Annotated in this window: 20 protein-coding genes; 5 read left to right on the top strand and 15 right to left on the bottom strand. The window is 71.6% G+C overall.

Features of this window, described 5'->3' with window-relative positions; all coding sequences use genetic code 11:
• Positions 1-12: 12 nt before the first annotated feature.
• Positions 13-2,847 carry a LuxR C-terminal-related transcriptional regulator gene (locus tag ACIBG4_RS10775; RefSeq protein WP_397201614.1) on the bottom strand — a complete coding sequence of 945 codons (2,835 nt, stop codon included), beginning with the start codon at positions 2,845-2,847 and terminating at the stop codon, positions 13-15.
• A 71-nt stretch (positions 2,848-2,918) separates the two neighbouring features.
• On the opposite strand from ACIBG4_RS10775, the gene ACIBG4_RS10780 reads away from it, so the two are divergent.
• Positions 2,919-3,638, top strand: coding sequence for an ABC transporter ATP-binding protein (locus ACIBG4_RS10780; RefSeq protein ID WP_310708160.1), 720 nt, complete (start codon positions 2,919-2,921; stop codon positions 3,636-3,638).
• Entirely contained in the window at positions 3,632-6,070 is a 2,439-nt protein-coding gene (locus tag ACIBG4_RS10785) for an ABC transporter permease (RefSeq protein ID WP_397201615.1), read from the top strand. Before ACIBG4_RS10780 ends, ACIBG4_RS10785 begins: the two co-directional genes overlap by 7 nt.
• Before the next feature lie 102 nt (positions 6,071-6,172).
• Here the strand turns inward: ACIBG4_RS10785 and ACIBG4_RS10790 are convergent, their stop codons facing one another.
• The 3 genes from ACIBG4_RS10790 to dnaB all read right to left on the bottom strand — a co-directional run bounded on the left by ACIBG4_RS10790 (position 6,173) and on the right by dnaB (position 11,786).
• Entirely contained in the window at positions 6,173-6,865 is a 693-nt protein-coding gene (locus tag ACIBG4_RS10790) for a response regulator (protein ID WP_397201616.1), read from the bottom strand.
• Positions 6,862-8,115, bottom strand: a complete 1,254-nt coding sequence (locus ACIBG4_RS10795; protein ID WP_397201617.1) for a sensor histidine kinase — start codon at positions 8,113-8,115, stop codon at positions 6,862-6,864. The genes ACIBG4_RS10790 and ACIBG4_RS10795 overlap by 4 nt, the downstream gene beginning before the upstream one ends.
• A gap of 167 nt (positions 8,116-8,282) precedes the next feature.
• Positions 8,283-11,786, bottom strand: a complete 3,504-nt coding sequence (gene dnaB / locus ACIBG4_RS10800) for a replicative DNA helicase (protein WP_397201618.1) — start codon at positions 11,784-11,786, stop codon at positions 8,283-8,285.
• A 281-nt stretch (positions 11,787-12,067) separates the two neighbouring features.
• Here dnaB and ACIBG4_RS10805 point away from each other — a divergent pair, with 281 nt between their 5' ends.
• Positions 12,068-13,369, top strand: coding sequence for an MATE family efflux transporter (locus ACIBG4_RS10805; protein WP_397201619.1), 1,302 nt, complete (start codon positions 12,068-12,070; stop codon positions 13,367-13,369).
• 42 nt (positions 13,370-13,411) lie between these two features.
• On the opposite strand, the gene ACIBG4_RS10810 is transcribed toward ACIBG4_RS10805, so the two are convergent.
• The 7 genes from ACIBG4_RS10810 to rpsF form a co-directional block, all read right to left on the bottom strand.
• On the bottom strand, positions 13,412-14,155 hold the full coding sequence (locus ACIBG4_RS10810) for an amino acid ABC transporter ATP-binding protein (RefSeq protein ID WP_397201620.1): 744 nt from the start codon (positions 14,153-14,155) through the stop codon (positions 13,412-13,414).
• Positions 14,152-15,030 (bottom strand): amino acid ABC transporter permease, encoded by an 879-nt coding sequence (locus ACIBG4_RS10815; RefSeq protein ID WP_355441331.1) that lies wholly within the window; start codon positions 15,028-15,030, stop codon positions 14,152-14,154. Before ACIBG4_RS10815 ends, ACIBG4_RS10810 begins: the two co-directional genes overlap by 4 nt.
• On the bottom strand, positions 15,027-15,902 hold the full coding sequence (locus ACIBG4_RS10820) for an ABC transporter substrate-binding protein (RefSeq protein WP_397201621.1): 876 nt from the start codon (positions 15,900-15,902) through the stop codon (positions 15,027-15,029). The genes ACIBG4_RS10815 and ACIBG4_RS10820 overlap by 4 nt, the downstream gene beginning before the upstream one ends.
• A 186-nt stretch (positions 15,903-16,088) precedes the next feature.
• Positions 16,089-16,535, bottom strand: coding sequence for a 50S ribosomal protein L9 (gene rplI / locus ACIBG4_RS10825; protein WP_310707794.1), 447 nt, complete (start codon positions 16,533-16,535; stop codon positions 16,089-16,091).
• A gap of 14 nt (positions 16,536-16,549) precedes the next feature.
• Complete coding sequence (gene rpsR / locus ACIBG4_RS10830; protein WP_020543048.1) at positions 16,550-16,786, bottom strand: 30S ribosomal protein S18; 237 nt, start codon at positions 16,784-16,786, stop codon at positions 16,550-16,552.
• A 63-nt stretch (positions 16,787-16,849) separates the two neighbouring features.
• Positions 16,850-17,410: a single-stranded DNA-binding protein gene (locus ACIBG4_RS10835; RefSeq protein WP_310707793.1), complete on the bottom strand. Its 561-nt coding sequence runs from the start codon at positions 17,408-17,410 to the stop codon at positions 16,850-16,852.
• 89 nt (positions 17,411-17,499) lie between these two features.
• Positions 17,500-17,790, bottom strand: coding sequence for a 30S ribosomal protein S6 (gene rpsF, locus ACIBG4_RS10840; protein ID WP_106242878.1), 291 nt, complete (start codon positions 17,788-17,790; stop codon positions 17,500-17,502).
• Between the two features lie 189 nt (positions 17,791-17,979).
• Here rpsF and ACIBG4_RS10845 point away from each other — a divergent pair, with 189 nt between their 5' ends.
• Positions 17,980-18,291 (top strand): hypothetical protein, encoded by a 312-nt coding sequence (locus ACIBG4_RS10845; protein ID WP_397201622.1) that lies wholly within the window; start codon positions 17,980-17,982, stop codon positions 18,289-18,291.
• Positions 18,292-18,399: 108 nt separating this feature from the next.
• Here ACIBG4_RS10845 and ACIBG4_RS10850 read toward each other — a convergent pair whose 3' ends face one another.
• Positions 18,400-18,534 carry a hypothetical protein gene (locus tag ACIBG4_RS10850; RefSeq protein WP_301309528.1) on the bottom strand — a complete coding sequence of 45 codons (135 nt, stop codon included), beginning with the start codon at positions 18,532-18,534 and terminating at the stop codon, positions 18,400-18,402.
• A 120-nt stretch (positions 18,535-18,654) separates the two neighbouring features.
• Between ACIBG4_RS10850 and ACIBG4_RS10855 the strand changes: the two genes are divergently transcribed.
• Positions 18,655-19,398 carry a deoxyribonuclease IV gene (locus ACIBG4_RS10855; RefSeq protein WP_397201623.1) on the top strand — a complete coding sequence of 248 codons (744 nt, stop codon included), beginning with the start codon at positions 18,655-18,657 and terminating at the stop codon, positions 19,396-19,398.
• A gap of 82 nt (positions 19,399-19,480) precedes the next feature.
• Here ACIBG4_RS10855 and ACIBG4_RS10860 read toward each other — a convergent pair whose 3' ends face one another.
• From ACIBG4_RS10860 to ACIBG4_RS10870, 3 genes are read right to left on the bottom strand one after another with little or no spacing between them, the layout of a single operon-like run.
• Complete coding sequence (locus ACIBG4_RS10860) at positions 19,481-20,563, bottom strand: mannosyltransferase family protein (protein WP_397201624.1); 1,083 nt, start codon at positions 20,561-20,563, stop codon at positions 19,481-19,483.
• Complete coding sequence (locus ACIBG4_RS10865) at positions 20,560-21,912, bottom strand: glycosyltransferase family 87 protein (protein WP_397201625.1); 1,353 nt, start codon at positions 21,910-21,912, stop codon at positions 20,560-20,562. The genes ACIBG4_RS10860 and ACIBG4_RS10865 overlap by 4 nt, the downstream gene beginning before the upstream one ends.
• Positions 21,909-24,542 (bottom strand): transglycosylase domain-containing protein, encoded by a 2,634-nt coding sequence (locus ACIBG4_RS10870; protein WP_397201626.1) that lies wholly within the window; start codon positions 24,540-24,542, stop codon positions 21,909-21,911. The genes ACIBG4_RS10865 and ACIBG4_RS10870 overlap by 4 nt, the downstream gene beginning before the upstream one ends.
• Positions 24,543-24,604 lie beyond the last annotated feature (62 nt).

Below are 24,604 nucleotides of genomic sequence, written 5' to 3' on the forward strand. Positions count from 1 at the left end.
GCGTCACAGCGGTCAGGACAGGTCGAGGCCGGCGAGCTGGGCGCGGCTGGCCACGTTGAGCTTGGGGAAGGCCCGGTAGAGGTGGTAGCTGACCGTCTTGGGGCTGAGGAAGAGCTGCGCCCCGATCTCCCGGTTCGTCAGCCCGGCCGCCGCCAGCCGGACGATCTGCAGCTCCTGCGGTGACAGCGCCGAGACGGCCTCGTCATGCCCGGCCGGAGCGCTGGTGTCTCCCGCGGCCCGCAGCTCCGTCCGGGCGCGCTCGGCCCACGGCCGGGCTCCCAGCCGTTCGAACGTCTCCAGCGCCGCACGCAGGTGCGGCCGGGCGCTGCCCTTGTGCCGCTCCCTGCGCAGCCGCTCCCCGAAGGCCAGGCGGGTCCGCGCGGCCTCCCACGGGCGGCCGCTGTCGGCGTGCAGCCGTACCGCGGCGCGGAAGTGCTCGTGCGCCGTGCCCCAGTCGGGTTCGAGCAGGGCGCGGCAGCGGTGGAGCACGCCGCCGGCCCAGTCATGGCCCGCGGCGTCCGCCCACTCCTCGAACCGCCGCAACGGCTCGCCCGCCGGGACGCCCAGCCGTACGGCCGCCTCGATCTGGTCGGGCGCGAAGTACACCGCCTGGATCTGATGGCGCACCGGCCCCTCCAGGGCGGCGTCGAGCCGGTCCAGCGCCTCGGCGAAACGGCCCCGGCCGAGCTCCAGCACGGCCAGCGCCCATTCGGCCCAGGCGGGCCCGTTGGCGATCCGGTTGGCCTCGAACCGGTCGAGGCACCGGGTCGCCAGCCTGGAGCACTCGGCGTCCTCGCCCCGTACGGCGGCGATCCAGGCGAGCATGCCTTCGAGGTAGCCGGCCCGGTTCGGCTGGCCGGTGTCGGCCGCCAGCCGCAGCCCTTCGGCAGCGCCGGCCACGGCGTCGTTGAACCGGCCGAGGTAGAGGTCGCAGGCCGTGAGCGTCAGGAGGGCCAGCGGGAGCTTGCCGATGTCGCCGCGCGCCCGGCACTCGGCGGCGACGGCCGCGGAGATGTCACGGCCTGCCTGGAAGTCGCCGACCAGGCCGGCGACGAAGGCGGCGTTGACGCGCAACGCGTGCGCTCCCTCACGGATCCGGCCGCCGTCGGCGACCAGGCCGCGCATGGTGGCCAGGGCCCCGGCCGGTCCCTTGGCCAGGAACTCGGCCGCGCCCGTGACGGCGTCCACGGCGGGGCCGAGACCGTCCTCCGGCTGCAGGCCGAGCGCGTGCAACCGGCCGGCCGCCTCCGCGACCCGGCCGGGGTCGCTGAGCTGCCAGGCGTTGCGGGCGGCGTCGATGAGCATCAGCCCGGCCATGACCCGATCGGCCGCGGCGATCCCGCCTCCGGCGGCCATCTCTCCGGCGGCCATGTCTCCATCGGCCATGTCTCCATCGGCCGCGTCTCCGGCAGCCGCGTCTCCGGCAGCCGGGTCTCCCGTCACCGTGTCCCCGGCGGCCCTCCGCCCGGCCACCCTCTGCCCGGCGATCAGGTCCGCGCCCGACAGGAGCAGGTCGTGGGCCAGGTGGGGCGCCCCCTCGTCGAAGGCGACGCGGGCCCGCAGCTCGGACAGCCGGGCGAGCGACCGCGGATCCGTCAGCAGGTGGCCGGCCCGTTCGATCAGGTCCTTCGCCCGGCCCGGCTGGCCGGCGTCCGCCGCCGCGACCGCCGCGGAGGTCAACCGGCGTGCCCGTAGGGCCGTCTCCTCCGTCAGCTCGGCGGCGCGCTCCAGCGCGGCGGACGCGCCCGCATTGCCGCTGCGCTGCCTGGCCCGCTCCGCGGCCTGCTCCAGCGCCAGCGCGGCCGTCTCGTCCGGGCCCGTCGCCGCCGCGGCCAGGTGCCACGCCTGCCGGTCCGGCCGGCCGCCGAGGAGCCGTGCGAGGACGCGGTGCATCTCCAGCCGCGCGGCGTACGTGCCGTGCCGGAACGCGGCGGCGCGCATGAGCGGGTGGGCGAACGCCACCTGGGCCCCGTCGATCCTGATCAGCCCGGACCGCTCCGCCGTGTCGAGGGCCGCCGGGGCGACGCCGAGCTCCGCGGCGGCCCGCACGATGACGGGCAGCTCCCCGCCGTCCTCGACCGCGGCCAGCACAAGCACGGTCGCGGCGTCCGCAGGGAGCCGGGCGATGCGCGCGGCGTACGCCTCCTGGATGCGGCGCGGCAGCGGAAGGGGACCCTGGGCGGGCGCGCTCTCCTGGAGTTCGAGCAGGGCGAGAGGGTTGCCGCCGCTCTCCTCGATGATCCGCTCGCGCATGGGAGCGGCGAGTCCCGGCGCACGCCCTGTCAGCAGCCGCTCGGAGCTCTCCCTGTCCAGCCCGCCGAGCACATGCTCGGGCAGCCCCGCGGCGTCGAAGCCGTCACGGGCGCCGAACAGCAGTACGACCCCCTCCGCGTGCAGGCGGTGAGCCGCGAACCGCAGCGCCGCCGCCGAGGCCCTGTCCAGCCAGTGCGCGTCGTCCACGAGACACAGCAGGGGGCCGTCGTCGGCCAGGTCCGACAGCAGGGACAGCACGGCCAGGCCGACCAGGAACTCGTCGTCCCGGCCGGCGGGCCCGATGCCGAGTGCGCCGCTCAGCGCCGCCGCCTGCCGCTCCGGCAGCGTGTCCACGCGGGCGAGGACGGGGCGCAGCAGCAGGTGCAGCGAGGAGAACGGGATCTCCGCCTCGGTCTCGATGCCGGTGCCGCGCAGTACGGCCATGTCCCCGGCCCGCTCGCCCGCGTAGGCGAGGAGCGAGGTCTTGCCGATGCCCGGCTCCCCGCGGATCACCAGCACGGCGCTGCGGCCCTCACGGGCCCCGCTGAGCAGCGTGTCCAGCCTCGCCTGGTCGTGGGCGCGTCCCTCAAGCACCTGCGGAATCCTAGTCACTCGTCCGGTACCCCGCCTCGTGGGGCGCCCATAGCGTTCGCATCGTGGATCTCATGCAAGGGGTCGATCTGACCTCGGTCACCAAGCAGTACGCGCACGGCGTCACCGCGCTCGACGACGTGACGATCGGCTTCAGGACCGGTACGTTCACGGCCGTGATGGGGCCGTCCGGCTCGGGCAAGTCGACGATGCTGCAGTGCGCCGCCGGGTTGGACCGGCCCACGTCCGGACAGGTGACGGTCGACGGCCGTGACCTGGCCCGGCTCACCGACAAGCAGCTCACGCTGCTGCGGCGCGACCGGATCGGGTTCGTCTTCCAGGCGTTCAACCTGCTGCCGTCGCTCACCGCCGAGCAGAACGTCGGCCTCCCCCTGCGCCTGGCCGGCCGCCGCCCCGACCCCGAGCTGGTACGGCAGAGCCTGGCGGCCGTCGGCCTGGCCGGGCGCGCCGGGCACCGGCCCGCCGAGATGTCGGGCGGCCAGCAGCAGCGCGTCGCGATCGCGCGGGCCCTGGTCACCAGGCCCGCCGTGCTGTTCGCCGACGAGCCGACCGGCGCCCTCGACGCCAACACCAGCCGGGAGGTGCTCCAGCTCCTGCGCACGCTGGTGGACCGGCACGCGCAGACCATCGTGATGGTCACGCACGACCCCGTCGCCGCCTCGTACGCCGACCGGGTGGTGTTCCTGACCGACGGGCGCGTGTACGGCGAGCTGGCCGATCCCACGGCCGAACTCGTCGCCACCCGCATGCTGCAGCTGGAGGCGTCGTGCTGAGGATCGCCCTGGCCACCCTGCGGACGCGGTGGGTCTCGTTCGCCGGCACCTTCGCCGCGCTGGCCCTCGGCGCCGCCCTGATCGCCGCGCTCGGCCAGGTCCTCGCGACCACCAGCGGCTCCCCCGACCGGGGCCCGCAGCGCTACGCCGCCGCTCCCGTCGTCGTCGTGCCGGACGACCGGCTCACCGTGCCCACCTGGCAGGGCGGCAGCAGCGCGCCCCTCGCCGAGCCGCGCGGTGTACCCGCCGAGCTGGCCGCGCGCCTGCCCGGAGCGGTCGTGGACCGGGCCTTCCCCGCGCAGCTCGCCGGCGGACCCCCGGCGGTGGGGCGCCCGTGGGCAGCCGCCAGGACGGCGCCGCACCAGCTGCTGACCGGCCGGGCACCCGCCTCGGCGCGTGAGGTCGCGGTGACCGGCGGCGCCCGGGTCGGCGACCGGGTGTCCGTCGTCACGGCCTCCGGCGCCGGCGCGTACACGGTCGTGGGCGTCACCTCCCCCGGTCCCGAGGCGACGGTCTTCTTCTCCGACGCGCAGGCCGCCCGGCTCTCCCCGCGCGTCACCGCTCTCGCCCTGTGGAAGCCCGCCGCCGAGGTGGAGGCCGTGGTCGGCGGGAAGGCGCGCGTTCTGGCCGGTCAGGCCAGAGCGTTCGCGGACCCCTCCCGCGCGGCCGACGAGAACGCGCGCGACAACGCCAACACCATCGTCGGCATCGCCGCCGGGTTCGCCGGCTTCATCGCCGTGTTCGTGGTCTCGTCCACGTTCGCGTTCGCGGTGGGGCAACGGCGGCGGGAGTTCGCCCTGCTGCGGACGATCGGCGCGACCGTCCCGCAGGTCAGGCGCATGGTGTACGGCGAGGCGCTGCTGGTCGCGGTGACTGCCTCCGCGGTCGGCGCGCTGCTCGGCCCCTTCGGCGCCCGTCCGATCCTGGACTGGCTGGCCGGGCTGGGGATGGCTCCGGGCTGGCTGGTGCCGAGCGTCTCCCGGGTGCCGTCGTGGATCGCCTTCGGCACCGGTGTGGTCGTCGCGCTGCTCGGCGTCGCCGTGTCGGCGCGGCGGGCGGGCCGGGTGCCCGCGGCCGAGGCCCTGCGCGAGTCGAGCGTCGAGCAGGGCGCCATGACGCCCGGCCGGTGGGTCGCGGGCCTGGCGATTCTCGCCACGGCGCTGGTCAGCATGACCGTGACGGCCGTGGGCGATCCGTCGGCCGCGACCGGCAACAAGTCGTACATGCCGGTTCTGATGCTGCTCATCGCGGCCGTCGGCATGCTCGCGCCCGTCGTGGTGCGGCCCGTCACCCGCCTGCTCACCTGGCCTGTCGAGCGGCTGCGCGGCGCCGGCGGCACGGTCGTCGCCGCCGGAGCCGCCGCCTCCGCCCGGCAGACCGCCGCGACGGCCGCTCCCGTGCTGGTCACGGTGGGCCTGGCCGCCTCGCTGCTCGGCGCGGCCGCCATGAGCGACGCGGCCAGGACCGTGCTGGAGGCGCAGCCGGTACGAGCCGACTATGTCGTGATCCCCACCGGCTCGGCCGGGCTCGACCGGCAGCTCGTCCGGCGCCTGCGCGCCATCCCGGGAGCGGACGTCACCACGACCACGCCGACCAGCGTCTACACCCTCGAAGGCAGGACCGCGCTGATCCGGCGACCGGCCGAGGCCGTCGATCCGGAAGCGCTGCTCCGGAGCATCGACGTGCCGGTCGTCGCCGGCTCGCTGGCCGGGCTCCGCGACGACACGATCGCGGTGTCCCGGACATGGGAGCTGAACGTCGGCCAGTCCGTCACCATGTGGCGCGCCGACGGCAGCGAGACGTCCCTCACGGTCACGGCCGTGCTCGGCGACCGCTCCGCCGCCGACTCCTACGTCACCCCGGCGCACGCCTTCTCCGCCCTGCCGTCCAGGGCGTACGTCAAGCTGCGGCCCGGTGCGACGCCGGAGCAGGTCGGGGCGGCGCTCCGGCAGGCCACCCGGGGCCACAACGCCGACGCCCTCACCAAGGCCGCGTGGGAGCGGCAGATCGGCACGCGCCGCGCCTCGGCCAGCCGGCTGGGCCTGCTGGTGGTGCTGTGCATCATGCTGGCGTACACCTCGATCGCCCTGGTCAACACCCTGCTGATGGCCGCTTCGGACCGCGAGGCGGAGCGCGGGTCGCTGCGCCTGCTGGGGGCGACGCGGGCGCAGGTCCTGAGGTACGTGATGGGCGAGGCGCTGCTGGTGGTGGCGGTCGGGACCGTTCTGGCCGCGCTGGCCACGGCACTCAGCCTCTTCGGCCTGTGGACGGCGCTGGTCCAGCTCACCGGGCCGATCGCGGGCACGCTGCCGTGGGTGACGATGCCGTGGGGGACGGTCGTCGCGGTGACGGCGGGCTGCGCGCTGCTGGCCGTGCTCGCGGCGGTGGTCCCGGCCCTGTCGTCCAAGGGCCTCAGGTCCCCGGCGACGTGACCGGGACCGCGTACGGGGGCGGTCCGTCGGGCCGGGACCGCGTACCGGGCGGTCCGTCGGGCCGGGTCGGGCGGCGAGGCCGGTCCGAGGAGCGCCCGCGGATCAGCGGCTCACCAGTCCCGTCCGGTAGGCGATGACGACCAGTTGGGCGCGGTCGCGCGCGCCCAGCTTCGCCATGGCGCGGCTGACATGGGTGCGCGCGGTCGCCGGGCTGAGAAACAGCTCGGCGCCGATCTCGTGGTTGCTGAGGCCCTGCCCCACCAGAGCCAGCACCTCGCGCTCGCGCTCGGTCAGCACCGCAAGCCGGTCCTCCGCGGCCCGGGCAGCTGTTCGCCGCGCGGTGAACTGGCCGATGAGGCGCCGGGTGATCCGCGGCGCGAGCAGCGCCTCTCCGGCGGCGACCACCCGGATGGCATGCAGCAGCTCGGCCGGTCCGGCGTCTTTGAGCAGGAAGCCGCTGGCGCCGGCCTGCAACGCGTCGAAGACGTTCTCGTCGGTGTCGTAGGTGGTGAGGATCAGGACTCGGACCCGCTCCAACCCGGGCGTCCCGGCGATCTGCGCGGTGGCTTGGATCCCGTCCAGTTTCGGCATGCGGATGTCCATGAGGACGACGTCGGGGCGAGTGGCGCGGGCCCGCTCGACGGCTTCGGCGCCGTTGGTGGCTTCGCCCACCACCGTGATGTCGTCCTCGAGGTCGAGCAGGACCTTGAACCCGGAGCGTACGAGACCCTCGTCGTCGGCGACCAGCACCTTGATCGGAGCGTCGGCCGGCGGTGACGCGGCGGCCGCGTTCACAGGCGCGACCCGGTCGGCGCGAGGGGCAGTCGTGCCCTGACCTCGAACCCGCCGCCCGGCAGCGGCCTGGCGTCGAGCTCCCCGCCCAGCAGCTGACAGCGCTCGCGCATACCGAGGATGCCCCGGCCGGCCCTGGCCGAGCCGCCGGTGCCGGCCGGATGCCGGGCCGGCGGATGCGGGTCCGCGAGGTCATCAGGCGGGACGGCGAGGCGGCCCTCATCGGTCACGCGGATCTCCAGCGCCTCGATCCCGGGGTTCAGCGCCACCGTCACCCGGGTCGGGCCGACATGGCGGATCACGTTGGTGATCGACTCCTGGAGGATTCGGTAGGCGGCGCTTCCCACCGCGCTCGGCAACGGCGCCGCGGGCGAGGTCTCCTCGAGCTTGATGTCGAGTCCCGCTTCGCGGGCCTTGGCGGTCAGCTCCTCGATCTGCCCCAGCCCGGGGTACGGCGCGCGCCCGCCGTCGTCACCGTCGTCGTCGCGAAGCACCCCGAGGATGGCCCGCATCTCCCGCAGCGCCCGGGAGCTGGTCTGCTCGATGGCTCGCAGCGCCTCGCGCGCCACTTCCGGCCTCTTGTCGAGCACGTGCGCGGTGACACCGGACTGGACGTTGATGATCGCTATGGCGTGCGCGACGGTGTCGTGGACCTCGCGCGCGATGCGGAGCCGTTCCAGGTCGACACGGGCCCGCGCCTCCTCCTCGCGAGTCCGTTCGGCCAACTCGGCGCGCTCCTGGGCTTCGGCCGCGATGACCCGCCGGGACCGGACGGACTCGCCGAGGGCCGCGCTCATGACCGACGCCCCGATCCGGAAGAACACCCAGCCGATGGCGGCGCGTGGCTCGATGTCGGCCGCGGCGACCAGCCAGCCGATGGCGAGCACCGTGATACCCACACCGGCTGTGACCAGCGACCGGCGCCCGTCACCGTACGCGGCGAGGGTGTAGAGGGCGACGAAGAGCCCGAGCCAGCCCGGCCCGTCCGGGAAGCCCAAGCCGTAGTAGAGCAAGCTGGCGAGCGCGGCGGTGACGAACACCGGCACCGGCCACCTGCGGCGGCCGGCGACGACCACACCGCTCACGACCAGCAGGACGTATCCCAGGTTGCCGAGGTCGGTGAGGGGACGTTGCACCACCTCGCCGGCATTGCGCACCATCGTGCCCTGAACCTGCATCACGGTGATGAAGACCGTGAGCAACACGTCCTGCGCCGGCACAGGCAGGCGCAACGGCGCGAGGCGGTCTTCCATGCCGCGATCCTACGGTTCCCGCGCGCGAGAACACTTCCCCCCGGACGCGCGACCGTCTACGACGACGGGCGTACCGGGGCACGAGTCGGCTACGCAGAACTGCGTAGCCGCTGCCATGCACGCCGTCCGCGTCGTGGACAGCCTGCCTGCCGGCGTCGTGGACGACCCTAGTGCTGAGCCATGTCGACGAAGCGGGAGTAATGCCCTTGGAAGGCGACGGTGACGGTGGCGGTCGGTCCGTTTCGGTGTTTGGCGACGATCAGGTCCGCCTCGCCGGCCCGTGGCGACTCCCGCTCGTACGCGTCCTCCCGGTGCAGCAGGATGACCATGTCGGCGTCCTGCTCGATCGAGTTGTGCAGGCTGATCCCGTTGGCGATGAAGTTGTGCGTCCCCATGACCGTGGCATCGAAGACGGGCTGCTCGCCCAGATCCTCGACGGAGGCGATCTCGTCCCAGAAGATGTCGTTGGTCGCCAGCAGTTCGAGGTCGGCCTCGCCGAGGACGGCCGCCATCCTGCCCAGCCGTTCGCGACTCGGTGACGTTTTCCACAGGCCGGTGCCGCCGGGTCCGGTCGTCACCGCCGCGGCGTACTCCCGCTGGCTCACGCGCTTCTCGAGCAGCACCGATCGCACCTTGGTCCAGACGTCCTCCGGCACGGTGTCGAGGTCGGTGCCGGCGGTCACACCGCGCAGACGGCGTACGCACTCCGCCGCCCGGGTCGCGCCGGCCCCGTCGATCCCGATCTCGTCCAGGAAGCGGAGCTGGTTCTCGGCTCCGTGGACCAGCAGTTGGTACGAGGGACGGTGCCCGCCCTCGCGCACCTCCTCGACCGTCGTCATCACGTTGAACCGGAGCAGCAGGCGAGCCACGTCGTCGATCAACCGCCTGCTGGCCGACGTGTAGGAGACCCGGGCCTCGCGGTGCGGGTCGTCCCACCGGACGCGACCGTCCGTGGCCCACAGGTGCCTCAGGAAGAGGGCGGCCTGCGCCTTCGGCAGCGAGAACAGGCCGGCGGGCAGATACTTCTCGTGACTCCTCAACCCGAGGAGTCCCAGCCCGTCGAGCCACTCGGCGACAGCGGATGGGCCGGCCCCGTCGACGCTGCCGTGACGGATCGGCTGCCGCTCGACGAACGAGCCGTCGCCGATGAGCCGCGCGAGAAGGATCAGCTCGTCCTCGTCCCACGGTGTGATGTCGAGCGGGGGCGGGACGTGTCTCGGGACGGCCACCCTCGTACCGGGCGTCAGCTCTTCGAGGGCACGCCATCCGTCGTAGGAAAGGAACGGGTGGTTCGCGGTCGCCTCGACCTCCCGCCCGGAGCGCAGCCGCACGCGGTACACCCGCTTCACCCCGCTGGGGAACACGTGCGTCATCGTCCGTGGGACCAGCTTCAGGCGCTCGTCCAGGGACCACACCGGAATGTCCCGGGCTCCCGACGCCAGCAGCTCACCCAGGGAGACCTCCGCTCCGGTGTCGGCCCGCATGATCCGCGTGGCGGCGGTCAGGCATCCGGACTCGCGAAGGTCGCTCACCGCCGGGCGCTTGTCGGTGCGCTGCTCGGGGCCACGGTTGAGCTGGGAGATCGCGATGACCGGGACCTCCAGCTCCTTGGCCAGCAGCTTGATGGCACGCGAGATCTCCGAGACCTCGTTCTGGCGGCTCTCGGTCTTCTTCGGCGAGCTCATCAGCTGGAGGTAGTCGATGACCACGAACCGCAGGTCGTTGCGCTGCTTGAGGCGGCGGCACTTGGCCCGGATCTCCATCATGGACATGTTGGGCGAGTCGTCGATGAACAGCGGCGCCTCGGCCACCTCGCTCATCCGGCGCGCCAGCCGCGTCCAGTCGTCGTCGCCCATCATGCCGGAGCGCATCGCGTGCAGCGCCACCCGCGCCTCGGCCGAGAGCAGACGCATGGTGATCTCGTTGCGCGACATCTCCAGGGAGAAGATGACGGTGGTCATCCCATGCTTGATCGCCGCCGACCTGGCGAAATCGAGCCCGAGCGTGGAGTTGTGGGTGGGAATCCAGGCACGGCTGGCGAGGTACAGATGGTCGGGGTTGTCCACTTCGACGCATCTCACGGGCACGGAGTCGATCCGGCGGACGGCCGTGATGTGCCGGTGGCCGATCTCGTGCGTCTGCGTGGGACTCTGCCCGGCGAGCTTGCGGGAGAACTTGAACACCTTGTCCGCCGGGGTGAAGCAGATCTGGTGGCACGAGCGGCCCTGGACCGTCTTCGTGGTCATGGTCGCCGTGTATCCCAGGCTGAGGACCAGCTCGTGCACGTCGTGGGCGAGCCGCTGGTCGGTGACCGCGAGAACGACCGTGCCGCCGGGATCGGCGTGCCCGCCGGTGTCCAGCAGGCCGGCGAGGAGCTCGCGACGCTGCCGCTCGCCGGCGCGCAGGTAGGCGGCCGGGACGTGCTTGTTCCCGAGCACGTCCAGGCTTCGGAGGATCGCCTGCGCGACCCCGGGCGGCTCCGGAAGCGTGAAGGAGTACAGCGGTCCGGGGCCGACCTTGTCGACGCGGACGCCGTCCTGCTCCATGTGGCCGACGATCTCGGGGTCCGTCGTGGTGAACCGCGCGCTGTCGCTGTGCCCGCCGACGAGCCACACTCCCAGCGTGTACGGCGGGAGCGGGAGGTCGCGCTCGGGCAGGTCGGCCGCCCGGGTCACCGGCACACTGTGGTTGGATCGCCGATCCGCGGTGTCGCAGCGAAGCGCGGCGGCGATCTCCTCGGTCGTCCTGACCGACGCGGCCTGCCGGGTGGAGCCGCCCGAGGCTCGCGTTTCGGTGAGCCACTGGTGGGAGCCGTCGGCGACGACCACGGTGCCGTCGGCGAACTCCACCTCGTAGCACGGCCTGCCGTGCATCACCTCGGTGGCGGCCACCACACGGGTCGGCCTGCCGTCCGCCCCGATCAGGTGGTCGCCGACCGCGACCTCCCCCATCGTCGTCCAGCCCGTCGGCGTGGGCAGCGGCGTGTCCAGGGCCAGGGCCTTGCCGATCGCGGGACGGGCGGCCACGACGATCATCTGGCCCGGGTGGAGGCCGTTGGTGAGCTGGTCGAGGTCCTGGAAGCCGGTGGGGACGCCGACCATCTGGCCGCCGCGGCTGCCGATGGCCTCCAGCTCGTCCAGGGCGCCCGGCATGATGTCGGCCAGCGGCGCGTAGTCCTCGGAGGTGCGGCGCTCCGTGACCTTGTAGATCTCGGCCTGGGCGCGGTCGACGAGGTCGTCGACCTCTTCGTTCTGGCCGCCGTAGCCGAAGGAGACGATGCGGGTGCCGGCCTCGATGAGGCGGCGCAGGATGGCCTGCTCGCGGACGATCTTGGCGTAGTAGCCGGCGTTGGCGGCCGTGGGGACGACGGCGGTCAGCGTGTGGAGGTAGGCGGCGCCGCCGACCCTGGCCATCTCGCCGCGCTTCTGCAGCTCGTCGAAGACGGTGACCGCGTCGGCGGGCTCGCCCCGGCCGTACAGGTCGGTGATGACGTCGTAGATCATCTGGTGGGCCGGCCGGTAGAAGTCGTCGGAGCGGATGATCTCGACGACGTCGGCGATGGCGTCCTTGGACAGCAGCATGCCGCCCAGGACCGACTGCTCGGCCTCGATGTTGCTGGGCGGTGTGCGTTCGAACCCCGGGCCGGCGCCCGTCTCCTCGTCGATGCTCACGGCGCCCCCTCAACAGCTTCCGTCGGTCGCACCACCCCCACTTGTAGTCGACCGGTCTGACAGTTTGGCCGCTTCCCGGGCGGACAGCAACGCGGCCTGTGGATAACTCTGTGGACAAGCTGTGGATTATCGCGCCGAACATGTGAAAGCTCTGTGGACGAGCCTGGGGATAACTTGTTCACTTCTCAACGACCATGGCGCTGACCAGCGAAAACACTATCCACCGACTGTGGAGGAAAGAAAGTTGGCCCGACATGCCAGGTAAGGGCCATAATAGGCAAATGCCCATTACACGCCAGGACAAGGAGATCCTCCGCCTTGCCGTGCCGGCGTTCGGCGCGCTGGTGGCCGAGCCGCTGTTTCTGCTGGCCGACTACGCGATCGTGGGACACGGGCTGGGCACCGTCGCCGTGGGCGCGCTCGGCGTGGCGGGCACCGTCCTCGCGACGATGGTGAACCTGTGCGTCTTCCTCGCGTACGGCACCACGGCGTCCGTGGCGCGCAGCACCGGGGCGGGCGAGCACGGGCGGGCCATGCGCGACGGTGTGGACGGCGTCTGGCTGGCGCTCGGTATCGGCCTCGGGCTCGTCGCGCTCGGCTGGCCGCTCGCCCCGGCCGTCGTGAGCCTGTTCGGCGCGAGCCCGGAGCAGGCCGCCGAGGCGGTCACGTACCTGCGCATCAGCCTGCTCGGCGCGCCCGGCATGCTCGTCGTGCTGGCCGGCACCGGCGTGCTGCGCGGGCTCCAGGACACGGTCACCCCGCTCGTGGTCGCAATCGGGTCGTTCGCGCTCAACGCGGCCCTGAACGCGTGGTTCGTGCTCGTGCTCGGGTGGGGCATCGCCGGCTCGGCCTGGGGCACCGTGCTCGCGCAGACGCTCGGCGCCGTCGTCTACGTGGCAGTGGTCGTCAGGGGCGCCCGGCGGCGCGGCACGCCGCTGGCCCCCGACGTGGCGGGCGTCAGGCGGGCGGGTACGGCCGGACTGGCGCTGTTCGTCCGTACGGTGTGCCTGCGGATCGTGCTCGTCGTGGGGACCGTGATCGCCACCCGCATGGGCGAGTCGCAGCTCGCCGCGTACGCGATCGCCACGCAGCTGTGGACGCTGCTGGCCTTCGCGCTCGACGCCATCGCCATCGCGGGCCAGGCGATCACCGGCCGCACCCTCGGGGCCGGCGACGCGGACGCGACCAGGGCGGCGACCGCGCGCATGGTGCGCTGGGGACTGTGGTCGGGCGTGCTGCTCGGCCTGCTGGTGGTCGCGGCCAGGCCGCTGCTGCCCGGGCTGTTCGACGCCGATCCGGACGTCACCGAGCAGCTCCTCGCCGTGCTGTGGCCCGTGGCGCTCTTCCAGCCCATCTGCGGCGTGGTGTTCGTGCTCGACGGGGTGCTGATCGGCGCGGGCGACCAGCGCTACCTCGCGTGGGCGGGGGTGTGGACGACGCTCGCGTACCTGCCGGCGGCCCTGATCGCGGGGGCCTTCGGCATCGTCGCCCTCTGGTGCGCGCTCGGGGTCTGGATGGTGGCACGCTGGATCACGCTGGGCCGGCGGGCCGCGGGCGGCGCATGGCTGGTGACCGGGGCGTGACCGTCCCGTGCTCGCTGTCGCGCAAGTCCTGGGGCCCGCCCGCTACAGGCGTCGCGCTTCGAGCACGCTGCGCAGGAAGTCGCGGGTACGTGGCTGGTCCGGCTCGCTGAAGATCTTCTCCGGCGGCCCCTTCTCCAGCAGCACACCCCCGTCGAGGAAGCACACCGTGTCGGAGATGTCGCGGCAGAACCCCATCTCGTGCGTGGTGAGGATCATCGTCATCCCCGACTGCTTGAGCTCGCGGACGACCTCCAGCACCTCCACCACCAGCACCGGGTCGAGCGCCGAGGTGACCTCGTCGAGCAGCATCAGCCGCGGCTGCGTCGCCAGCGCCCGGATGATGGCCACCCGTTGCTGCTGCCCGCCGGAGAGCTGGTCCGGGTACGCCGTGGCCTTGTGCGCCAGCCCGAACCTGGTGAGCAGCGCGTGGGCCTCCTCCTCGGCCCGCGCCCTGGGCACCTTGTGGACCTGGCGCGGCGCCAGCGTGACGTTGTCCAGCACGGTCATGTGCGGGAACAGGTTGAACGCCTGGAACACGATGCCCAGCTTCCTGCGCACCTGGTCGGCGTCCACCCGTGGGTCGGTGACGTCCTGGCCCTCCAGCAGGATCGCGCCGTCGTCCACGGTCTCCAGCAGGTTGACGCAGCGCAGCAGCGTGGACTTGCCCGATCCGGAGGCGCCGATCAGGCTCACCACCTCGTGCGGGCGCACCTCCAGGTCGATGCCGCGCAGGACGCTGTGGCCGTGGAAGTTCTTCCACACGCCGTCGATGGTCAGCAGGCTCATGCGCCGCGCCTCCTCCTGGTGCGCTCGGCCAGGTAGTCGGTGAACCTGGCCATCGGGATCGTCAGCAGGATGAACAGCAGGGCGGCCGCCAGGTAGGCCGTGTAGTTGAACTTGCTGGAAGCGTAGATCTGCGCCTGCCGCAGCGCCTCCAGCACGCCCAGCGTGGCCACCAGCGCGGTGTCCTTCTGCAGCGAGATGAAGTCGTTCAGCAGCGGCGGCACGACCCGCCGGGTGGCCTGCGGCAGCACCACGAAGCGCATGGTCCTGCCGTGGCTGAGGCCGAGCGAGCGGGCCGCGGCCACCTGACTGGGGTGGACCGACTCGATGCCCGAGCGGAACACCTCGGCCACGTACGCGCCGTACGAGAGCGTCAGCGCGATGACGCCCAGGGTGGTGTAGTCGTTCGGGATGCCCTGCAGGCGCAGCGCCGGCAGGCCGAAGCCGACCAGGTAGATCACGAGCAGCGTCGGCACGCCGCGGAAGACGTCGACGTACAGCGTCGCGAGCGCCCGGATCGGGAACAGGGCGGCGGTCCTGGTCGTCCGCAGCAGCGCGACGAGCAGGCCGACCACCAGGATGATCGGCTCCGCGATCAGGAAGATCTTGATGTTCAGCCAGAACCCGGTGAGCACGTCGGGCAGCGACCTGACGAAGTGCTCGGGGTTGAAGAACGTCTCCTGCACGCGCGGCCAGCCCGGCGAGGTCGTGACGAGCCAGCCCACCAGGACGACGAAGACGAAGGTGGAGGCGGTGGCGATGGACGCGGAGCGGCGGGTCCGCGCCCTGCGGACCCGCTCCCGCTCCACCTGCCGGTCGCTCTTGACCCAGACCGGGCCGGCCGGCATGTCGGTCATCGGCGTGTGCGGCGTCGTCACGTCAGCTCGGGCGCGCCCGCCGCCGAGCCGAGCCACTGCTGCTCGATCTTGGCCAGCTCCCCCTTGGACTTCAGCGCGTCCACGGCCTTGTCCACGCAGGTCTTGATCGGGTTGCCCTTCTCCATGACCAGGCCGAACTCCTCGGGCGTGCCGCCCGTCGAGCTGAACTGGCCGACGATCTTGGAGCCCTCGACCTGCGCGGCCGTGACGTAGAACGCCGTCGGCAGGTCCACGACGATGGCGTCGACCTGCTTGTTCTTCAGCGCGTTGACGGCGTCGACCTGGTCGTTGAAGACGTTGGGGTCGCCGGCGGGCTTGACGACGTTCTTCACCGCGTCGAGCGAGGTGGTGCCGACCTGCACGCCGATCTTGGCGTCCTTGAGGTCGGCCAGCGTCTTGGCCGCGGCGAACTTGCCGTCGCCCAGCGCCACTACGGCCTGCTTGACCGTGTAGTAGCCGTGGCTGAAGTCGACCACCTTGGCCCGGTCGGGGGTGATGGAGACCTGGTTGACGTCGAAGTCGAACGGCTTGGCGCCCGGGGCGAAGGCCGAGTCGAACTTGACCGTGCTCCACTGCACCTCGTCGCGGTCGAAGCCGAGCTCCCCGGCGACCGCGAACGCCATCGCGCTCTCGAACCCCTGCCCGTTGGCCGGGTCGTCGTCCTTGAACCACGGCTCGTAGGCGGGCTTGTCGGTGCCGATGGTCAGCTTGCCCGCGTTGACGAGCTTGAGCTGGTCCTTGGTGCACGCCGTGGACGCTCCGGACGCCGTCGTCCCCGAGGGGCCGGCGCTGGTCGCCGTGTTGTCGACGGGTGCGCACGCGACGGCCGCGGCGAGGGCGCCCAGCGCGAGCAGCGTCGAGGGACGGACCATGGGTGGTGCCTCCAGGAGGGGAACGCGGGGAAGAACGAGCCGATTCTACGCTGCCCCGCTAGGAAATACGCCGCCACCTGGGCTCATACCAGCCCACACCGGACGTGCCGTCGCGGCCGGGCCCGGAGACGCGCACGGCCCCCGCTCCCGGGAAGGGAGCGAGGGCCGTGGGCAGGCGTGCCGACGTCAGCCGGCGACGACCTCGACGTCGACCGAGGCCGACACCTCAGGGTGCAGCTTGACGCTGATCTTGTGGCTGCCGACGCTCTTGATCGGGTTGATGATCTCGATGCGACGGCGGTCGAGGATCGGGCCGCCGGCGGCCTTGACGGCGTCGGCGATGTCGCCCGTGGTGATCGAGCCGAACAGGCGACCGGAGTCGCCCGCGCGGGTGGTCAGGCGCACGCGCAGGGCGCCGAGCTGGCCGGCGACCTCCTTGGCGGTGCCCAGGTCGCGGATCTCGCGCGCGTCACGAGCCTTCTTGATGGACTCGATCTGCTTCTCCGCGCCACGCGTCCAACGCATGGCGTAGCCGCGCGGGATGAGGTAGTTGCGGCCGTAGCCGTCCTTGACCTCGACGACGTCACCAGGGGTGCCGAGGCCGGAGACCTCGTTGGTGAGGATGAGCTTCATATCGACAGGCCTCCTTAGCGCGCGGTGCTCGTGTAAGGCAGCAGAGCCACCTCACGGGCGTTCTTGATCGCGGTCGCCACGTCGCGCTGGTGCTGGGTGCAGTTGCCCGTCACCCGGCGCGCACGGATCTTGCCGCGGTCGGAGATGAACTTCCGCAGCAGCGCCGTGTCCTTGTAGTCGACGTAGGAGATCTTGTCGTGGCAGAACAGGCAAACCTTCTTCTTGGGCTTGCGCAGTGCCGGCTTGGCCATCGTGGTGCTCCTTTCAGAGCCCCGCCGTTGAAGCGGGAATGGTCTCGGGCTTGTGGACTGGGTCTAGAAAGGCGGTTCGTCGCTGAAGTCGCCGCCGCCGCTGAAGCCGCCGCTCTGCTGGCCGCCGCCCTGGAAGCCGCCGCCACCGCCACCGCCGAAGCCGCCGCCGCCCTGGGGCGGAGCGGGCGACGCGGAGGCCCACGGGTCGTCGGCCGGGCCGCCGCCGAAGCCGCCGCCACCGCCGCCGCCACCCTGACGGGTGGTGCGGTTGACCTTGGCGGTGGCGTTGCGCAGAGACGGGCCGACCTCGTCGACCTCGACCTCGTAAACGGTGCGCTTCTCGCCTTCCTTGGTCTCGTAGGACCGCTGCTTGAGCCGCCCCTGCACGATGACCCGCATGCCGCGCTGGAGGCTCTCGGCGGCGTTCTCCGCCGCCTGCCGCCACACGTTGCAGGTCAGGAAGAGGCTCTCGCCGTCCTTCCACTCGTTGGTCTGACGATCCATGAACCGCGGAGTGGACGCGATGCGGAACCGGGCCACCGCTTGCCCCGTCGGGGTGAAGCGCAGCTCGGGGTCGTCGACAAGATTGCCGACGATGGTGATTACGGTGTCGCCTGCTGCCATGGCCAGCGCTCGCCTTCCTGCACGCCTTCGCTTTGGGTTACGGCTCAGAGTACGGCCGACGCCCGACAAAAAGCCGGGCGACGAGCTGCTTAGTGCACGTCGGGGCGGAGAACCTTGGTGCGCAGGATGCCCTCGTTGAGGTTCATCTGGCGGTCGAGCTCCTTGACCGTCGCGGGCTGCGCGGACAGGTCGATGACGGCGTAGATGCCTTCCGACTTCTTGTCGATGTCGTAGGCGAGACGGCGACGGCCCCAGACGTCGACCTTCTCCACGGTGCCGCCGTCGTTGCGGACCACGGTGAGGAACTGGTCGAGGGACGGCGCGACGGTGCGCTCATCGAGCGAAGGGTCCAGAATGACCATTACTTCGTAACGACGCATGCGGGACTCCAACCTCCTCTGGACTCTTGCGGTCACGACACTCTGCCGTGACAGGAGGACGCTGACGTCTAGGCCCCGGCGCCCCTTTCGGCACCAGGGTGTGACGGTTCACCCGTCACAACGCAGCCTGACCAGGTTACCAGCCGAGTCCATATGGGAAGGCCTGTAGGAAACCAGGGGGTGATAGTTGTGCCACACATCCTCCAACCTTCCAGAAACCAGCGGTTCAGGCTCACGCTCAACAGCGACGGGCGGGCCCATCCGGTGGAGAACACCCTGGCGATCGTCACCGTGATCTGCGGTCTGACGGCCTTCGTCGCGGCGTTCGTCCCCGGCGGTCACGTCGTGGCTTCCTGGGCGGGCGCGCTGGGGTTCGGGACGGGCCTCTACTCCCAGTACGTCTCCGCCACGACTCCCCAGCGGGCCCTCAACATCGTCGGCGTGGTGGCGTCGTTCGTGGGCGTGGCCCTCGGCATCGCCCACGGTGGTTTCCTGCCCTGACCCCGGGCACCGCCCCGTACGAACGAAAGACCCCGTACGAACGCAAGACCCCGTACGAACGCAAGAAAGGACGGCCCCGGCGCGGCCGGGGCCGTCCGCGATATGGGGTCATCCTCCGATGTGCAGGTCCACGCCGAGCAGGACGAGGAACCAGAGGAAGACCGCGAGCAACGCCTCGGCGATGTCCTTGAGGATCCCCGGAGTGATGTAGTGGTACACCCAGGCCACGTAGAGGCCAATCACGACGTAGATCAGGATGACTAACGAGCGCCATCGCCATCGGGCCATATGCGTCTCTCCTCGCGTAGGGGGTGTCTGGCGACTTCCCCGGGGCAGGTACGGCAAACGGATAGGCTCGATGACATGGTGCGCATCGGAGCTCACGTCGGCCAGGACGATCCCGCCGCTCACGCCGCAGAGGTCGGGGCCGAGGTGGTGCAGTTCTTCCTCGGCGATCCGCAGGGCTACGACAAGCCCGTGCTGCCCGCCAAACCCGTGGAGGGCGTCGACGTCTACATCCACGCCCCTTACCTGGTCAACGTGGCGACGACCAACAACCGGATCAGGATCCCCAGCCGCAAGCTGCTCGCCCAGCACCTGGAGGCGGCGGCCGGGCTGGGCGCCAAGGGCCTGATCGTCCACGGCGGCCACGTCAACAAGAACGACGACCCGCAGACGGGCTTCGACAACTGGCGCAAGGTGTTCGAGCGGCTGGAGTGCCCGATCCCGGTGCTGATCGAGAACACCGCGGGCGGCGGCAACGCGATGGCGCGCAAGCTGGAGCGCATCGCGCGGCTGTGGGACGCGCTCGACGGGTTCGACGTGGGCTTCTGCCTCGACACGTGTCACGCGCACGCGGGCGGCGAGGAGCTGGTCGACCTGGTGGACCGGGTCAAGGCCATCACCGGGCGGATCGACCTGGTGCACTGCAACGACTCGCGTGACGCGTTCGACTCGGGCGCCGACCGGCACGCCAACCTGGGCAAGGGGCAGATCGATCCGGAGCTGATCCTCGCGGTGTGCCGGGCGGCCGGCGCGCCGATCGTGGTGGAGACGCCGGGCGAGGGCCAGGCGGCCGACATCGCGTTCCTGAGGGAGAACCTGTAGGACGTGGGAGTCCACAGATCGGATACACACAGGCTGTGGATAACTTCCCTGGATTACCGGGCCGCGAAAGTGGGTACAGACGTCAGCCTGCCCACGCGCCGGTGAGGAACCGGATCGTGTTCAGCACCATCAGCGGCCCGGCGACCAGCCCGTACAGGGCCAGCGTCCACGGCCGCCGGGCGCCCAGCCCCGCGACGGCCGTCCACAGGGGGAACCACAGCAGCAGCGAGCGCGGGACCGACAGGTAGTAGGCCGAGGTCATGAGCGCCGCCGCCTGCAGCCCGGTGTAGACGAGCTCGCTCCACCGCCGCCGTACGGCCAGCCAGACCAGCACCGCCACCGCCAGCACGGCCCCGGCGATCTCCATCCGGAAGGCCACCGCGAAGTCGTCGTTGCCCGTCGCCGCGTGCCAGGTCGTGGTCCACGACTCCCACGGCCACACCGTCTCGCGGCCCCACCCGGCCTCCTGCGCGTGCTTCCAGGCGAGCCAGTCGCCCGAGCGGCGGTAGTGGTAGAACGAGTAGAACACCAGCGGCAGGAACGGCACGGCGAGCAGCGGCCACGGCGCCGGCCGTCCCGGCAGCTCGCGGGAGCGCCGCCGGAGGACGTACTCGACGACCAGGGCCACCGCCAGGAACAGCCCCGTGATCCGCACGCACGACGCCCCGGCGGCCAGGATGACGGCCGCCGGCCACTGCCCGCGCCGGGCGGCCAGCCACGCCGGGATCGCGAACGCGAGGAACAGCGACTCGCTGTATCCCGCGGCCAGGAACACGGCCGTCGGGAAGAGCAGCAGCGCCAGCACCGCCATCCAGCCGGGGGCGCCCTCCAGCTCGGCCAGCCGCGCCAGCGCGACCATCGCCACCGCCCCGGCCACCAGTGACACGATCAGCCCGCACGCCGTCCAGTCCGGCACCACCAGGTGCACGATGCGCAGCATCGCGGGCAGCCCGGGGAAGAACGCGGGCAGCCCCGCGTCGGGCGGAGCGGCCGGGTCGCCGTCGTAGCCGTACCGGGCGATGACGACGAACAGCCCGGCGTCCCACTGCTTCCAGCGCTCCACGTAGGCGTTCAGAGCCGAGCCGAGCAGAGTGGCCACCAGCAGCCCGGCCCGCGAGCCTGACCAGACCAGCAGCGCGTCGCGCGCGGCCGAGCGGGTGATCACCGGTACGAGGAGGCCAGCGTGAACCGGTCAGGGGCGTCGTCGAACACGCCGCCGCCCTGGTCGTCGACGCCCGCCTGCCGTACGACGTCCTTGTGCGGGCGGAGGATGTCACGCACGACGAACGCCATCATCACCGCGATCGTGATCACCCGGCCCCAGACGGCGGTGAAGTACGTGTCGTCGCCGATGCCCAGGTCGTCGCGCCCGAGCGGCTGCTGGGAGAGCAGGTAGAGCCAGATGGCGAAGAAGTACCAGATCTCGGCGAGCTGCCAGAGGGCCAGCGCCTTCCAGTTGGGCCGGGCCAGCACCGCGAACGGCACCAGCCAGAGCACGAACTGCGGCGACCACACCTTGTTCGTCATCATGAAGGCGGCCAGCGCGAGGAAGCAGATCTGCGCGAGCCGGGGCCGGCGTGGCGCGGCCAGGGTCAGGACCGCGATGCCCAGGCACAGCACGGCGAGCGAGGCCATGCCGAGCGTGCTGACGTCGGCCTCGCCGAGGACGGGCCAGCCCTTGCTCTGGAAGAACAGCCACGGCGAGCCCCAGTCGACCCCGCGCTCCTGGGAGAAGACGTAGAACCGGCGCCAGCCGTCCCAGGCGAACACCATGAACGGCACGTTGACGACCAGCCACGCCCCCGCGGCCGCGGCCATCGTCACCAGGAACGGCCGCCAGCGCGCGGTGCGCAGCGTCAGCAGGAACAGCGCCCCGGCGAACATCAGCGGGTAGAACTTCGTCGCGATCGCCAGCCCGAGCAGCACGCCGGCCAGGACCTGCCGCTTCCGTGCCCAGGCCAGCAGCATGCCCATGGACAGTGCGCCGGCGACCAGGTCCCAGTTGATGTACGCGGCCAGGACGACCGACGGCGCGAGCGCGTACCACAGGGCGTCCCAGCGGCGGGTCGGCCCGGCCACGGCGGCCATCAGCACCACGCCGGCGACCAGGCAGACGCCGAGGAAGATCACCGTGCCGTCGTAGAAGCGGACGGCCTGCTGGACGGGGTCGGACTCCAGCCCGCGGGCGATCCAGGCGAAGAACTGCATGACCTCGCCGAGCACCACGGGGTACTCGACGTGCTTGTCGAACGGCACGTCGGCGAAGTACGGGTTCTGCGTGGCGAGCTGCCGGTCGAACCACAGCGGGTAGATGTCGGTGTAGCAGAAGTTGGTGTAGGTGCTGACCTGGTCGTTCCAGCCGCCGGTACGGCACGGCAGCCGGAACACGTACGCCAGGCTCGCCCCCAGCGCCGCGAACAGCGCCAGGGGCAGGTACGGCACGGCACGCGCGGCCAGCGGCGGGCGGACGACCGGGTCGTCGTCCACCGCGTCCCCCGCCGGGTCCGTCGTCACCACTGCTCTCGCCCGGTGGGCATCGGCTCGGGCTCGTAGAACGGCGGCATGCCCGGGTCCTGACCGCCACCCAGCAGCCCGTTGTCGTCGTCGAACCCGTTGTTCTGGTTCGGGTCGATGGTGATGATGCGGCCGCTGTCGTCGTCGCACGGGTCGATGACGCAGGTCACGTCGTCCGGCTGCTCCTCGGCCGGGTCCTTGGTGGCCGTCGGCGTGGGCACGGGCTTGGGCGCGAGGTTCTCCGAGACGCCGGTGTCCACGCGGGCCGGGAACTGCTCGACCTTCTGGCCCTTCATGGCCTCGGTCATGAACGCCTTCCAGATGGCCGACGGGTACGTGGCGCCCTGGAAGTTCGCGCCCAGCGGCACCTCGTACGCCGTGGTGTACGGCTTCTGCGGCGTGTACTTCTTCTCCTTGGCCGAGTCCTTGCCCCGCCACCACGGGCAGTTGTCGTTGACCGGCTGGATGACCTTGCCGCCCTTGGTGCGGCACTCCTGGCGGAACATGCCGACCGCGGTGGACAGCTGCGGGGTGAAGCCGACGAACCAGGCTTCCTTGTTCTCGTTGTTGGTGCCGGTCTTGCCGGCCACGGGCCGGTCGTAGAGGGCGGCGTTGCGGCCGGTGCCCTGCTTGACCACGGCCTGGAGGGCGACGGTGGCGTCCGCCGCGGCCTCGGGGGAGATCACCTGGGCCGGGGTCTTCTTCTCCTGGTACTTGACCCGGTTCGACCGGTCCTTGACGGTGATGATGACGTGGTTCCTGAAGTGCTTGCCGCCGTTGGCGAAGATCGAGTAGCCGCCGGCCTGCTCGACGGCGGTGACCTGGCCGGAGCCGATGGTGATCAGGTAGTGGTGGCGGTTCTTGGCGTCCTCCAGCCGGTCCTTGCTGAGGCCGGCGCGGCTGGCGATCTCGATGACCTTCTCGAGGGTGACCTTCTCCCCCATCTTGGCGAACGCGGTGTTGACCGAGTGGGCCGTGGCGTCGACGACGTCGATCGAGGAGGCGCCGGAGGCGTGGTCGTTGTTGATCGGGGTGGTGCCCTCGAGCTTGAGCGGGCCCTTGGCCGGCAGGTAGCTCCTGAGGCTGTAGCCGGAGTCGAGCCAGGCCGCCAGCACGTAGGGCTTGAACGCCGAGGCGGCCTGCTTCTGCGACAGGAAGGCGTCGTTCCAGGCGTCCTTCTCGTAGTCGTCGCCGCCGTAGAAGGCGCGGATCCGGCCGTTGGTCGGGTCGACGGCCGCCAGCGTGGCGTTGATCTCGCCGGTCAGGCCGGCGGTGTGCTTGTTGACGGCGTCCCTGGCGGCCAGCATCAGCTTCTTGTCGAACGTCGAGGTGATCTTGTAACCACCCGTCTCGACGTCCTCCTTGGAGATGTTGTAGTCGGCCTTCAGCTCGTTCAGCACGGCCTCGACCATGTAGCCGGTCAGGCCCTTGAAGTAGTCCTTGTTCTTGACCTTGACGCGCTTGGGCGAGGTCGGCGCCTTGGCCGGCAGGGTGCCGTAGGCGGCGGGGTCGAGCTTGGCCATCTGCCCGACCACGTAGACGTAGCGCTCCTCGGTGGGCTTCATGTTGCCCGCGATCTCGGCCCGGTCGAACGCGTCGGGGTTCTGGATGCGGCCGGCCAGGTAGGCGCCCTGCTGGGGCGTCAGCTCCTTCACCGGCTTGCCGAAGAACTGCTGGGCCGCGGCGCCGATGCCGTACGCGCCGCGTCCGAAGTAGATGGTGTTGAGGTACTGCAGGAGGATCTGGTCTTTGGTGAGCGACTTGTTCAGCTTGACCGCGACGAAGATCTCCTTGATCTTGCGCTCGACGCTGCGCTCCTGGGAGAGGCCGTCGTAGTAGTTGCGGGCCATCTGCTGGGTGATGGTGGAGGCGCCCTGCACCTGCTGGCCGGAGACCGTGCTGAAGACGGAGCGCACCATGCCGGAGAAGGAGATGCCGGCGTCCTCGCGGAAGCCGCTGTTCTCGGCGGCGATGACCGCGTCCTGCACGTGCCGCGGGATCTGGTTGATGTCCTTGACCGGGACGCGCTTGGTGCCGAGCTTGGCCAGGACCTCGCCGTTGGCGTAGTACATGGTGCTGCCCTGGTCGTCGACCGTGTCCTGGACCTGGTCCTCGGAGGGCATGGGCATGTTGGCGTAGGCGACCGCGATCATGCCGAAGACGCCGGCGGTGACGACCGCGAAGCCGGCCAGCACGATCTTCCAGCTCGGCAGGAACCTGAGCCACGCCGGGCGCTTCCTGCCGGAGTCGCCCGGCGGCTCGCCGGGACCCTGCGGCCCGCCAGGACCCCCGGGGCCGCCCGACCCGCCGGGCCCACCGGGCCCACCCGGCCCGCCGTTGCCGCCGTTGCCGCGACCGCGGGCGCGGCGCGGCGCCTCGCTGATCATCGTCTCCTGTTCGCCGCGCCGCCTTCCCTCGCGCCGCCCGGGCACGCGCGGCGCCGGCTCGCCGGACATCCCCATCCCGACGGTCTCCTGTGCGGGACCGGCGGGAGCGCGCCGCCCGGACTCACGCCGCCCGGACGGCTCGCGCCGCTCGGGCTCACGCCGCTGTGGTTCCCGGCCCTGCGGCTCACGGCGGGGCGGCTCGTACGGCTGTTCGTACGGCTGTTCGTACGACTGCGCGGCCATGGCGCCGGTCTGCTCGTAGGCCGCCTCCGCACGACGGGAAGGCTGCCCCGTGTCCCAGCCGG

Source organism: Nonomuraea sp. NPDC050383, from assembly GCF_044459125.1.
Lineage (GTDB): Bacteria > Actinomycetota > Actinomycetes > Streptosporangiales > Streptosporangiaceae > Nonomuraea.

Coding starts and splice junctions, on each gene's coding strand:
- ACIBG4_RS10780 (WP_310708160.1), top strand. CDS start 2,919: ATGCAAGGGGTCGATCTGACCTCGGTCACCAAGCAGTACGCGCACGGC.
- rpsF (WP_106242878.1), bottom strand. CDS start 17,790: ATGCGTCGTTACGAAGTAATGGTCATTCTGGACCCTTCGCTCGATGAG.
- ACIBG4_RS10820 (WP_397201621.1), bottom strand. CDS start 15,902: ATGGTCCGTCCCTCGACGCTGCTCGCGCTGGGCGCCCTCGCCGCGGCC.
- ACIBG4_RS10835 (WP_310707793.1), bottom strand. CDS start 17,410: ATGGCAGCAGGCGACACCGTAATCACCATCGTCGGCAATCTTGTCGAC.
- ACIBG4_RS10805 (WP_397201619.1), top strand. CDS start 12,068: ATGCCCATTACACGCCAGGACAAGGAGATCCTCCGCCTTGCCGTGCCG.
- ACIBG4_RS10870 (WP_397201626.1), bottom strand. CDS start 24,542: ATGGCCGCGCAGTCGTACGAACAGCCGTACGAACAGCCGTACGAGCCG.
- ACIBG4_RS10810 (WP_397201620.1), bottom strand. CDS start 14,155: ATGAGCCTGCTGACCATCGACGGCGTGTGGAAGAACTTCCACGGCCAC.
- rplI (WP_310707794.1), bottom strand. CDS start 16,535: ATGAAGCTCATCCTCACCAACGAGGTCTCCGGCCTCGGCACCCCTGGT.
- ACIBG4_RS10795 (WP_397201617.1), bottom strand. CDS start 8,115: ATGGAAGACCGCCTCGCGCCGTTGCGCCTGCCTGTGCCGGCGCAGGAC.
- ACIBG4_RS10855 (WP_397201623.1), top strand. CDS start 18,655: ATGGTGCGCATCGGAGCTCACGTCGGCCAGGACGATCCCGCCGCTCAC.
- rpsR (WP_020543048.1), bottom strand. CDS start 16,786: ATGGCCAAGCCGGCACTGCGCAAGCCCAAGAAGAAGGTTTGCCTGTTC.